Source organism: Pseudomonas koreensis, from assembly GCF_025447595.1.
In the GTDB taxonomy this organism is placed as follows: Bacteria; Pseudomonadota; Gammaproteobacteria; order Pseudomonadales; family Pseudomonadaceae; genus Aquipseudomonas; species Aquipseudomonas koreensis_H.
Genome location: NZ_JAOEJU010000026.1, coordinates 71,270 through 83,859, shown reverse-complemented (window position 1 = coordinate 83,859; position 12,590 = coordinate 71,270). Strand labels below are relative to the sequence as shown.

At 61.5% G+C, this 12,590-nt stretch carries 9 protein-coding genes; 5 read left to right on the top strand and 4 right to left on the bottom strand.

Annotation, left to right across the window (positions count from 1 at the left end; translation table 11 throughout):
• Positions 1 to 281: 281 nt before the first annotated feature.
• From codB to N8H71_RS24740, 3 genes are all read left to right on the top strand, one after another.
• Positions 282 to 1,553 carry a cytosine permease gene (gene codB, locus N8H71_RS24750; protein WP_262196020.1) on the top strand — a complete coding sequence of 424 codons (1,272 nt, stop codon included), beginning with the start codon at positions 282 to 284 and terminating at the stop codon, positions 1,551 to 1,553.
• A gap of 13 nt (positions 1,554 to 1,566) precedes the next feature.
• Positions 1,567 to 2,808, top strand: coding sequence for a cytosine deaminase (gene codA / locus N8H71_RS24745; protein WP_230731928.1), 1,242 nt, complete (start codon positions 1,567 to 1,569; stop codon positions 2,806 to 2,808).
• Positions 2,809 to 2,939: 131 nt separating this feature from the next.
• Positions 2,940 to 4,511, top strand: a complete 1,572-nt coding sequence (locus tag N8H71_RS24740) for a glucan 1,4-alpha-maltotetraohydrolase domain-containing protein (protein WP_262196019.1) — start codon at positions 2,940 to 2,942, stop codon at positions 4,509 to 4,511.
• Positions 4,512 to 4,525: 14 nt separating this feature from the next.
• Here N8H71_RS24740 and N8H71_RS24735 read toward each other — a convergent pair whose 3' ends face one another.
• The gene (locus N8H71_RS24735; RefSeq protein WP_262196018.1) at positions 4,526 to 5,518 is read right to left on the bottom strand and encodes a diaminopimelate epimerase; all 993 of its coding nucleotides are present in this window, start codon (positions 5,516 to 5,518) and stop codon (positions 4,526 to 4,528) included.
• A 196-nt stretch (positions 5,519 to 5,714) separates the two neighbouring features.
• Here N8H71_RS24735 and N8H71_RS24730 point away from each other — a divergent pair, with 196 nt between their 5' ends.
• Both N8H71_RS24730 and N8H71_RS24725 read left to right on the top strand, forming a co-directional pair.
• Positions 5,715 to 6,866, top strand: a complete 1,152-nt coding sequence (locus tag N8H71_RS24730) for an MFS transporter (protein WP_262196017.1) — start codon at positions 5,715 to 5,717, stop codon at positions 6,864 to 6,866.
• Between the two features lie 91 nt (positions 6,867 to 6,957).
• A complete protein-coding gene (locus tag N8H71_RS24725) occupies positions 6,958 to 8,469 on the top strand; it encodes a trypsin-like serine peptidase (RefSeq protein ID WP_262196016.1) in 1,512 nt (503 codons plus the stop codon).
• Between the two features lie 51 nt (positions 8,470 to 8,520).
• Here N8H71_RS24725 and N8H71_RS24720 read toward each other — a convergent pair whose 3' ends face one another.
• The 3 genes from N8H71_RS24720 to N8H71_RS24710 form a co-directional block, all read right to left on the bottom strand.
• Positions 8,521 to 10,944, bottom strand: a complete 2,424-nt coding sequence (locus N8H71_RS24720; protein WP_262196015.1) for a TonB-dependent siderophore receptor — start codon at positions 10,942 to 10,944, stop codon at positions 8,521 to 8,523.
• Positions 10,945 to 11,042: 98 nt separating this feature from the next.
• The gene (locus N8H71_RS24715; protein WP_262196014.1) at positions 11,043 to 12,026 is read right to left on the bottom strand and encodes a FecR family protein; all 984 of its coding nucleotides are present in this window, start codon (positions 12,024 to 12,026) and stop codon (positions 11,043 to 11,045) included.
• Positions 12,027 to 12,066: 40 nt separating this feature from the next.
• Complete coding sequence (locus N8H71_RS24710; protein WP_045121794.1) at positions 12,067 to 12,567, bottom strand: sigma-70 family RNA polymerase sigma factor; 501 nt, start codon at positions 12,565 to 12,567, stop codon at positions 12,067 to 12,069.
• Positions 12,568 to 12,590: the final 23 nt, after the last annotated feature.

Genomic DNA, 12,590 nt, shown 5'->3' with positions numbered 1-12,590 from the left:
TGCGTCAACAGTCAGAAACCAGCCTAGTCCCTCCTCCTCCCTTCAAGTACCAGCATACAAGCCAGCCTGCTGGCGATAGGGCCGGCACATTCAACATTTGTGTTGGTTGACACCACGTCATCGCCAGCAGGCTGGCTCCCACATTGTGCTTCGGTGGATACAGGCGCACCGCTTTCGCGCCAAATCCGCCACCTCGTCTATACATAACCCCGTCAATCCGTGACTGGCACGACCGCTGCAACATCCCCCGCGTCCTCCCCCTTTCCAGCAAGGAACGCCCCATGACGCAAAACGATCCCGGCAACGATTACCCCCTCAGCGAAGTGCCGATGCACGCTCGCAAAGGCCTGGCCTCCACAGCGATGGTGCTGCTGGGGTTTACCTTTTTCACCGCGACCATGTTCGCCGGCGGCAAGCTCGGTGTGGCGTTCAACTTCGGTGAGATGCTCGCCGTCATCATCATCGGCAACCTGCTGCTCGGCGTGTACGCCGCAGGTCTCGGTTACATCGCCTTCAAGAGCGGCCTGAATTCGGTGTTGATGGGGCGCTTCTGTTTTGGTGAAGTCGGCAGCAAGCTCAGCGACCTGATCCTCGGGTTCACCCAGATCGGCTGGTACGCCTGGGGCACCGCGACAGCGGCGGTGGTGCTGGGCAAGTATTTCGATCTGAACGAAGGCACGGTGCTGGGGCTGATGGTGCTGTTCGGCCTGGTGTTCTGCGCCACGGCGTATGTCGGTTATCGCGGCCTGGAGATTCTGTCGTACATCGCGGTGCCGGCAATGATGTTGCTGCTGATGCTGTCGATGTGGGTCGCGACCGTGAAAGTCGGCGGCCTCGACGGATTGCTCAGCGTCGTACCCAGCGGTTCGCTGGACTGGTCGACCGCCATCACACTGGTGTTCGGCACGTTTGTCAGCGGCGCGACCCAGGCCACCAACTGGACGCGTTTTTCCCGCTCGGCACGGGTCGCGGTGCTGGCCAGCCTGATCGGTTTTTTCATCGGCAACGGCCTGATGGTGCTGATCGGCGCCTATGGCGCAATCGTCTACCAACAACCCGACGTGGTCGAAGTGTTGCTGTTGCAGGGCTTCGCCATGGCAGCGATGGCGATGCTGTTGCTGAACATCTGGAGCACCCAGGACAACACCATCTACAACTTCGCCGTCGCCGGCTGCAACCTGCTGCGCACCGGGCGCCGCAAGACCGTGACCCTGGCCGGTGCCGTGATCGGCACGGCGCTCGCACTGCTGGGCATGTACGACATGCTGGTGCCTTATCTGATCCTGCTCGGCACGGTGATCCCGCCGATTGGCGGCGTGATCATGGCGGACTTTTTCTTCCGCTGGCGCGGGCGCTATCCGCGTCTGGCCGACGCACGGTTACCGGCGTTCAACTGGCCGGGGCTGGCGGCTTACGCGGCCGGAACTGTCGCGGCGTTTGGCTCGCCGTGGGTCGCGCCGCTGGTCGGCATCGCCGTTGCCGCGTTAACGTATATCGCAGTGACCGGCCTGCTCGGCGCCCGCAACGCGGGCGCCCCTCTACAAGATCTATAAAAGGATTCGCCCGATGCACATCATCAACGCCCGACTGCGCAACCAGGAAGGTCTGCACGAATTGCACCTCGAAGACGGCCTGATCCGCAGCATCGCGCGCCAGACTGAAGCGCCGACCCTGGGCCCAGACGACCTCGACGCCGGCGGCAATCTGGTGGTGCCACCCTTCGTCGAGCCGCACATTCATCTCGACGCCACCCTGACCGCTGGCGAGCCGCGCTGGAACATGAGCGGCACGCTGTTCGAAGGCATCGAATGCTGGGGCGAGCGCAAGGTCACCATCACCCAGGAAGACACCAAAACCCGGGCCAAGAAAACCATTCAGACCCTCGCAGCCCACGGCATCCAGCACGTGCGCACCCACGTCGATGTCACCGACCCACAACTCACCGCGCTCAAGGCAATGCTCGAAGTGCGCGAGGAAAGCCGTCACCTGATCGACCTGCAGATCGTCGCGTTCCCCCAGGAAGGCATCGAGTCGTTCCGCAATGGTCGCGAGCTGATGGAAGAAGCGATCCGCATGGGCGCGGACGTGGTCGGCGGGATTCCGCATTTCGAGTACACCCGCGACCAGGGCGTCAGCTCGGTAAAATTCCTGATGGACCTGGCCGAGCGAACCGGCTGCCTGGTGGACGTACACTGCGACGAAACCGACGACCCGCATTCGCGCTTCCTCGAAGTGCTGGCCGAAGAGGCTCGCAGCCGCGACATGGGCGCGCTCGTGACCGCCAGCCACACCACCGCGATGGGCTCCTACGACAACGCCTACTGCGCCAAACTGTTCCGTCTGCTCGGGCATTCGGGGATCAGTTTTGTCTCCTGCCCGACCGAAAGCATTCACCTGCAAGGACGTTTCGACAACTTCCCGAAACGCCGTGGCGTGACCCGCGTGAACGAGTTGCTCGAAGCCGGCATGAACGTCTGCTTCGGCCAGGATTCGATCGTCGATCCGTGGTATCCGCTGGGCAACGGCAATATCCTGCGGGTACTCGAAGCCGGGCTGCACATCTGCCACATGCTCGGCTACCGTAACCTGCAAAGCGCGCTGGATCTGGTCACCGACAACAGCGCCAAAGCCATGCACCTCGGTGAGCGCTATGGCCTGGAGCAGGGCCGCCCGGCGAACCTGCTGATCCTGTCGGCAGACAGCGATTACGAAGTGATCCGCAGCCAGGGTCTGCCGCTGTATTCAATCCGCAATGGCAAGGTGTTGATGAAGCGGCAGATGCCGGTGGTGGAGTTCATGGAGGGTTGAACGGCGGTTATTGCTCGCGTCGGTTTTATCGCAAAACGATCGTGTCGCCCTGTCAGATCTGACAGGCGACAACCTTTGCCAACAGGCCCACAGTAAGTCCCAAGGGATCCATCGTTCCCGGGGGGACGATCATGAAAGGGAATTCACCATTTCGCCTGACCTTCGCTGTCTGCCTGATGATCGCCACAACGGCAGCGGCGATGGCTGGCGTTCGCAACGGCAGCGGTGAAGAAATCCTGTTGCAGGGCTTTCACTGGAACTCAAGCCGCAATCAAACACCTTGGTACTCGGTACTTGCGCAACAGGCGACGACCATTGGCAAAGACGGATTCACCCTTGTCTGGTTCCCGCCACCCTGGATGGATAAATCAAGCTGGTCCAACAGCCAGGCTCAGACTTCCGGTGGTGGCGAAGGCTATTTCTGGAGCAGCTTCGACAAGAACAGCGAATATGGCAGCGATCAGCAACTCAAGGCGGCGGCGTCAGCTCTGAAGAATGCCGGAGTAAAAGTCGTCTACGACGTGGTGCCCAATCACATGAGCGACCAAGCGGTCTATTCCATGTTCCCCCGCGGGAACAATGCGTGGCGGCATGACTGCGCGCAATGTGACGAAGGCGACGCGTTCATGGATGGCGCCGCGGATCTGAACACCGCTCACCCAACAGTCTTCGACGCCTTCAAAAAAGAATTCATCAACTTGCGCGACAACTATGGTGCTGAAGGTCTGCGCTTTGACTTCGTCCGCGGTTACGCAGCGGAAACCGTGAATCGCTGGATGAACGCCTTCGGCAACCAGCAATTCTGTGTCGGCGAAAACTGGAAAGGCCCCAACGAATACCCGCAGGGCGACTGGCGAAGCAGTGCGAGCTGGCAGGATGTGCTCAAGGACTGGTCGGATCGCTCGCATTGCACGGTGTTCGATTTTGCCCTCAAGGAGCGCATGCAAAACGGTTCGCTCGCCGAGTGGCGCCACGGTTTGAATGGCAATCCGGATCCCGCCTGGCGCGCAATCGCAGTGACCTTCGTCGAAAACCACGATACCGGTTACTCACCTGGCGCCTACGGCGGCCAGCATCACTGGGCGTTGCCCGATCCTCAGGTCAATCTTGCTTACGCCTACATCCTCAGCAGTCCCGGCACACCGACCGTGTACTGGCCGCACATGTACGACTGGCAGCGCGATCAACTGATCCGGGAATTGATCAAACTGCGCAAGGCCGCCGGTGTCCGCGCGGATTCGCCGGTTCGCTTCAACACCGCCTATAAGGGGCTGGTCGCCACCACACAGGGCATGCGCGGCACATTGGTGATCGCCCTGAAATCCGATCTGCAGCAGCTGCCACAGGGCCTGGGCACACCGACATTGAGCTGGGATAACGGCGATATCCGGATCTGGACCGGCCCTGTCGAACCTGCGACGGCGGCAGTCAACGTGCATTGCGACAACGCCAATCCGCAACCGGGCGAAAGCGTCTATGCAGCGGGTTCATCGCTGGAGTTCGGGGCATGGGACCCGCAGCATGCGCTAGCACTGACATTGGCCAATAACCGCTGGAGCGCCAGGGTTGAGGTGCCGGGTCAGCAAAAACTCGAGTGGAAGTGCATCGTGCGTGGCCAGACTCAGGCGACGGTGTATTGGCAGGCCGGCGCGAATAACGCATTCACCAGCGGTGCCGTGAACGACACCGTCGGGCGCTTCTGATCTTGAGGTTGCAGCTATTTTTCGTCGCGCACTGCGGTGCCGAACAGACGCACGCCGGTCAGTTCTCCGTCGCGCTCCTCCAGCAGGATTGGCGCCGTACCGCCCGGCATCACCACCTGAACTTCTCCCGCCGACACCCAGCCCACCCGCCACGCCGCGCTCGCCACCGCACTGGCGCTGGTGCCTGAGGAAGCGGTCGGGCCTTCGCCCCGTTCGAACACTCGCGCCACAATGCGTTGATCCCCGACGCGCATCGCCCATTGCAGGTTGACCCCGGCCGGGCACGGCTGGCCGGCGCCAGTGGGCATGGCGTAGGCGATTGCGGTCAGACTGTCCGTCAGCGGCGATTCAAGCATCTGCGCGTTGCTCGGTAAAGCGGCCTCGTCCTGCACCAGCGTCACGCAATGTGGATTGCCGATGCGTACGAACTGGCTGTGTGCCCAGGCGGGATCGAGTTGCGCCAACGGTCGAACACGGCTGACCTGCGCACCGTTGAACGGAACCGGTTCAACGCCGAGCGCACCAACCGCCGCCGGGCCGAAATCGGGCTGCCCGAGATCAAGCCAGAAGCCTTGCACGCCTGCCACTTGCGCCGGTTTCACCGAGGTCGACACGGGCGACTGCGCATCCCGTTTGTCGTGATGCACCCGCATCGTCGCGCCCTCCTGCGGCATCTGCCCCTGCTCAAGCAGCGCCTGAGAAAAAATCGTCAGGCCGTTGCCGCTGCGCTCGGCCAGCGTGCCGTCGGTGTTGACGATCAGCAGGTCGAAGGGTGGCGAAGATTGAAACGGGCCGATCAACAGGCCATCGCTGCGATGGGACTTGCTACCCGCGGGGCGACGACCTTCGGGCCAATCGCAACACAAGGCAATCGCGGCGTGGCTCCACGCCAGTCGAGACAAGGCACACTGCGTGGCACTGGCGGGCAAATCGATACCCGAGTCGCGCAGCGCCTGCGGTGAAATCACCCCGTAGATATTGCCCCGTGCATCGTAGAACTGCGTCATGTACTGACCCTTGTTTTCGAGTTGCCAAAGACGTCACTGTAAAACGCAATTCCTTGTGGGAGCGAGTCTGGCCGCGATGCCGTCGTGCCAGTCGAACTTTCATTGACTGATACACCGCCATCGCGAGCAGACTCGCTCCCACAGAAAAGCTGTGCAAGGATGTCCGCTGCTGAAACGTTTTTTGCCAAGGATCGTTATGACCAGCCTCACCCCTCAAGACACGTTCGTTCCCGGACGCCTCGAACAGATGTCCACACGCATCGCCTTCTTCATCGCCGGACTCGGCATTGCCGCGTGGGCGCCGCTGGTGCCCTACGCCAAGGCGCGGGCCGGGCTCGATGAAGGCACGTTGGGTCTGTTGTTGCTGTGCCTGGGCGTCGGCTCGATTCTGGCGATGCCGCTGGCGGGGATTCTGGCCACGCGGTTTGGCTGCAGAAAAGTGGCCACCGGCGGCACGTTGCTGATCTGTGCAGCGTTGCCGCTGCTGGCGACGGTGTCGTCGATTCCGGCACTGATCGCCACGTTGTTCATGTTCGGTGCCGGACTGGGCACGGTGGATTCGACGGTGAACCTGCAAGCGGTGATCGTCGAACGGGCCAGCGGCAAGAACATGATGTCGGGGTTCCACGGCCTGTTCAGCCTCGGGGGGATCGTCGGCGCGGCGGGTGTGAGCGCCCTGCTCGGTCTCGGGCTGTCGCCACTGGCAGCGATGCTGGTGGTGGTCGTGGTGCTGATCGCGGCGCTGTTCAAGGCGGTCCCGCACATGCTGCCTTACGGCAGTGAAAGCTCGGGCCCGGCGTTCGCGGTGCCCCACGGGATCGTGCTGTTCATCGGCGGCATGTGCTTCATCGTGTTCCTCACTGAAGGCGCTGCGCTGGACTGGAGCGCAGTGTTTCTGGCGCAGGAACGCGGGATCGACACCGCCTACGCGGGGCTGGGTTACGCAGCGTTCGCGCTGACCATGACGGTGGGTCGTCTGACTGGTGACCGGATCGTCCGGGCATTGGGTGCGACCCGGATCATTCTGTTTGGCGGTCTGCTGGCGGCGGCGGGATTGTTTCTGGCGACCTTCGCCCCGAGCTGGCAAGCCGCGCTGCTCGGTTATGCACTGGTCGGTGCCGGCTGTTCGAACATCGTGCCGGTGCTGTACACCGCAGTGGGCAAGCAGACGGTGATGCCGGAAAGCATCGCCGTGCCGGCAATCACCACGCTGGGTTATGCAGGGATTCTGGCGGGGCCGGCAGTGATCGGGTTTGTCGCCCATGCCAGCAGCCTGAGTTTTGCCTTCGGGTTGATGGCGACGTTGCTGGTGGCGGTGGCGATTGGCGGGAAGGCGCTGAAGGTCTGAACTCTGGCCTGTCTACTGTCAGATCTGACAGTAGACAGGTGAGAGGATGGTCATCAAGCTGGCTCCCGGTCGTTGAGTTCCGGAGCCAAATATGAAAGCTCTTATTACCCGCGTATATGTTGCTGCCCTGATCGTCGGGCTCCAGGGTTGCTCGTCCTCTGACCGCCACGATTGGGGCGAAGATACGCCCAACTTCACCCCTGCAGAACGCCTGTCCAATGTCGATGGGCGATACGACCACTGGCAAGCCATCGGACGTGTCGAAGTGGAAAGGGGCATGACCTGCTCCGGGACGCTGATTGACACCGGGACCGACGACGTGTCGACACAACCGGCCTATGTCCTGACGTCGGGACACTGTACTCATCCTGAAGTCGGCAACAATGAAGTCATCGACGATCTACCAGCCTCTGGTGTCGTCAGATTCAATTTTTTTCATGACACCCGGTCACAGAGCAAGGCCTATCCGGTATCGCGGATCAACAGGAGCACCCTGCGTGGCCAGGATCTTTCCATTATCGAGCTGTCAGCAACACTTGGACAGTTGATCATGGATGGTATACGTCCACTTCCTCTGGCCAAACAGCCGCTGATGCCGGGCAATGACATTCTGATAGTCGGAGCTCCGGTCGGCGGCTACATACAAAGAATGGCCTGCCCACAGGATCACTCCGCGAGCATTATCGAAGGTCCATGGCGCTGGGTCGGGCAATCGAGTAACCGCTGCCTGGATGTAGTGAGCGGGCTCTCTGGCTCGCCACTGCTCTCACGCTACAGCAACACGATTGTCGGCGTTTTGGGAACCACCACACAGGGTAGTGACCGGAGTCGCTGCGCCAGAGGATCCCCTTGCGAGGTGTTGGCCGGGCAAGTCGAAAAACGCCCCGACACCAACTACGCCTCCACCACCGAAGGCTTGGTCGGTTGCTTCACTCAAGGCCGGTTCACTCCCGGACTCGGCGGCTGTTCTCTGGGAGCGGCGTGGTCATTTCCGATATCGACCGTGTCGAGCGGGTACGCAAAGGTCGAACGTGACGAACATGGTCAGATACGCCCTTGGCAGTGGCACCAATCCTTCACCTTGAACGCCCCCTACTACCGATATCGCTTTACCCGCAGTTTGAATGAGTGCCAGGCATTTGATGGCTACAGTTCACCTCAATCCGCTCGCCCCGATGCGGAGAACCACTTGAGTCGCGAACTGAGAGAGGGTGCAGGACTGTATTTCCTTTGCCTGCTCGGGCAAAAAAGCCCTACGGATGTACCTCGGCAATGGGAAGGACGGACTCCCCGCGTTTACTGGCGATGGTTGCTGGAGGCACCGTCACCGCTTGCACCCGGTTACAAGGTCGATTGGGTGAACGGTGATGATTTCGACATCAGGGTGTTCCCGGCTACACCGGATCTCGCCCCTGACCAATTCCGCTATAAAAACGGGCTGGCACAAAACATCGACTGTGACTCGGAACAAGATTACCAACCCGTAACGGCATCAACTGGAGTGTTCCATGTTTCAGTAACCCAAGGTCAGCAGACGGTGTGCCTGAAGGGTGCCGATGTTGTGGGCAACTCGGGAACAACCGTCACTTTCAAGGTGCCTTGACGGGCTGTCGGTGCTGAACCGGTCCATGACCGGTTCAGCAGCATCACAAAGTCAGAAACCGACGCTGGCCTGCACGAAGAACGTCCGTGGCGTGCCCACGTAGATCCCCGAGTTGTTGTCACTGGAGCGGGTGAAGTACTGCTTGTCGAAGATGTTCTTCACCCCTGCGCCAAGCTTCAGGTTCGACAACTGCGCACCAAAGTCATACCCGCCACGCACGTTCCAGGTCACGTAACCCGGAATGTCGCCGTACTGCCCGTCCGCCGTGCCTTCGGTGATGTAATTGCCATTGAAGCTGCCGTCAGCATTTACACCGGTGCCCGGCGAGCGTTGTTTGGACTGGGCGAAACCGTCGATGTTGTAGGTCCAGCGGTTGATGTCGTAACGCAGGCCGACGGTGGCCACCTGACGCGAGTAGAACGGCAGGTCACGACCCTTGAAGCCCGGGATCTCGCCTTCATAGGTCGCGCGGGTGTAAGTGAAGCCGGCGTTGGCGGTCAGGCCGTCGAGGCGCGGATCGAGCGCCGCCATGTCGTAGTGCACCGAAGCTTCGATACCCTGGTGCTTGGTCGCGCCGAGGTTGGTCCAGCCCACATCGTTGCTGATGTATTGCAATTCGTCATCGAAGTCGATGTAGAACAGCGTCACTTCCCCGCCCCACACGTCATCGTTGTAGCGCGTACCGATTTCGTAGGTCTTGGCTTTTTCCGGTTCCAGACCATTGGCGGTCTGGTCACCCGAACCTCCCTGGCCGAGCTGGAAGTATTGCAGGCTGCCGAACGACGTCTCGTAGTTGGCAAACAGCTTCCACGCATCGGACAGGTGATACATCACGCTCAGAGCCGGCAGCGGCTCGTTGCTCTCGATGCTGCGGTTTTTCTCCGGCACGCGTTTGCCGGCGGTGTCGAGCACGGCGCGATCATGCCAGTCGGTGCTGATGTGCTCGAAGCGAATGCCCGGAGTCACGGTCCAGTTGCCGACGTCGATCTTGTTGTCGATGTAGACCGAGTTGGCCTCGGTGCCGCCGGTGCGATCCTGGAACACGTGACCGTCGGAGGTTTTGGTGACCACCGGCACATTGTTGACCAGCGCCAGACGGCTCGACTGCTCGTGCATCGCCTCTTTCAAATAACGGTAACCGACGCTGACTTCCTGAGTGGTCGGGCCGACGTCGAACACACGCGAAACACGCGGCTCGATGCCCAGCGTGTAGTAGGAACGCGGAAACGAGCTGAGGGTTTTCTGATCGCGGGCGGCAATGGTGCTGCCACGGAAACTGTCGGAATAGTAGGTCAGCACTTCCGCCTGGGTGCGCTCGTCGATCTGCCGAATCCACTTGAACGACACGTCCTTGCGGCGGCCGCTGAAACCGTCGTAGTCACGGTCGGACTGGAACGGTTTGTCGTCGTATTGCTTCTGCGTCAGGCCGCCGGGCATGTCGGCGCTGGCATCGTAGTAGTGGAAGTTGAGGCTGAAATCGTCCTGCTCGGTCGGTGCCCAATGGGTCTTGAGGATCACGTCGTCGATGTCGTTGCCGTTGTTGCGCTCGCGGTAACCGTTGCCGTTCACGCCCGAGTACAACAGCGCCATGCCGATGCCGTTGTCGGCAGTGCCGCCGAGGAACGCGGTGTCGATGTGTTTCCAGCCACCGTGCTGCGAGGTTTCCAGAGTCGTGCCGATTTCACCGGTGGTTTTTTCCGGGATCGCGCGGGTCACGAAGTTGATCACGCCGCCGACGTTCTGCGGCCCGTAACGCACGGAGCCGGCACCACGGACCACGTCGATGCTGTCGAGGTTGCCGGAAGAAATCGGTGCCATCGACAGTTGCGGCTGACCGTACGGAGCGAATGCAGCCGGCACGCCGTCGATCAAAACGGTGGAGCGTGGCGACAGGCGCGACGTCAAACCCCGCACGCCGACGTTCAGCGAAATATCGCTGCCGCCAGTGCCGTTGGCTTCCTGCACCTGCACGCCCGGCACGCGGCGCAGCACGTCGCCGACGTTCATCGCGCCCTGCTCGACCATCGCTTCACGGCGGATCACGGTGCGCGCGCCGGGGTGGTTCTGCACCACGGCGGCGTTGGCGTCGCCGAGCCAGTCGCCGACCACTTTGATGTCGGTCACGCCCAGCTCCAGCGGGCCGTTGGCGGCGGAAGTCGGGGCCGGGGACAAGGTCACCGAACCTTCATTGATCTGGTAATCCAGACCGCTGCCTTGCAGCAATTGGCGCAGGGCCTGTTCCGGGGAAAGATTGCCATCCACGGCCGGCGCCTGTTTGCCGGCGACCAGGTCCGGACTGAAAAACACCTGCAACGAAGTTTGCTGGCCGAGTTCGCTCAGGGCCTGACCCAGCGGCTGTGCGCGGATGTGAATGGCTTCGGCGGCGAAGGCCATCGGCACGGCGGCGTTCACCGCCAGTGCTAGCGCCAGCGGCAACCAAGAGGATTTTTTGTTTTTGGCGGTGGAGTTTTTCACGTCGAACGGAGTCCTGTGGATCGCAAGAGTGTGCGGCTGTTAATGCAAACCAGTTGCAGTTGAACAGGAAGACGACGAACTCGAAAAAAACCTGAATTTTATTTTGAAATTATTTCCTGGCTGCCGTCGGCAAGAGTGCGCACGGCCACCGGAAGGATGCTCGGCAAGGCCTTGAGCAAGGCATCGGTGTTGTCGGATTTGAACACGCTGGTCAGGCGCAAATTGGCCACGGCGGGGTTGGTGACCTTCAGCGGCTTGTCGCGATAACGCGACACTTCCTCGGCAACTTCGCTGAGGCTGGCGTTGTTGAACACCAGTTTGCCGCTGCGCCAGGCTGTCAGCTCCGCCGGGTTGACCGCATAGGCCGGCGCCACTTTGCCCTGGGCATCGATCCGCGTGCCGAGGCCGGCGGTGAGGCTGATGAAATCGGCATCGGCTGCATCACGGCCCTGCACCTTGACCGTGCCCTGCTCCACCGCAACCCGGGTCTGGGTCACGTCGTGCCGCACATCGAAACGAGTGCCGGTGACCGTGACCTTGCCGCTGCCGGCCTCGACCACGAACGGGCGGGAAGTGTCGTGCTCGACGCTGAACATCGCTTCGCCTTCAGTCAGCTCGATGAGCCGCCGGTCCTTCTCGAAACGCACCTGCAGACGGCTGCGGCTGTTGAGATCGATCATCGAACCGTCCGGCAGCGCCACATGCTTGCGCTCGCCGAGCGCAGTGGCGAATTCGGCGCTGTAACCTTGCGGGTGATTCAGTCCGCTGAACAGACCGAGCCCGAGCGCCACCGCCACCACGCTGGCCGCCACGGCATAACGCAACAGCGGACGGCGTTCACGCCGCGTCGGCGGGGTTTCGCACAGGGCCTTTAGCCGTGGCGCCGGCAGCAGATCTGCCGCTGTCCACAAGCCTTGCAGCAACTGGAACTCGTCGCGGTGCTGGGGATGTTCGTTCAGCCACGCGTCGAAGCGCTGCTGTTCGTCGACACTGACGGCCGGCTCCTGCAAACGCACAAACCAGCGTGCCGCGTCATCGCGCACCGTTGTTTGCCCGCACGCGCAATCACGAGTATCCATCATGGAATGTCCTGTTTGGCTGGGGATGAAAAGACGCCGCGGCTCATGATTGCGCCCCGTCCAGGCGATCACGCAGATGCCGCAGGGTGCGGATCATATACTTTTCCACCATGTTCTTGGACAGGCCCAGGCGTTCGGCGATTTCCGCCTGGGTCAGGCCCTCGATCTTCTGCCAGACGAAAATCCGTCGGCAGTTGACCGGAAGCTCCGTGAGCGCCCGTTCGATGGAATCGGCCAGCTGGATCGCATGCATGTAATGCTCCGGATCGCCGGTCGGCGACTCACTGAGATCGATCGCCTCCGACTCCATGGCGCCCCGCCGGTCCTCACGCCGATAGCCGTCCACCGCGATATTGCGCGCGGTCTGGTGCAAATACGCCCGGGGTTGCTGCACCGCCGACGAATCGGATTCGAGCACCCGCACAAAGGTGTCGTGCGCCAGATCCTCGGCCTGCGAGCGATTGCGCAGGCGACGGGTCCAGGTGCCAATCAACTCTTCGTAATGCTCGAGAAAGCCGGGTCTGCGGGGCAGCATGGGGATCATTGCGGCGTGCTGAGGAAAGGGGC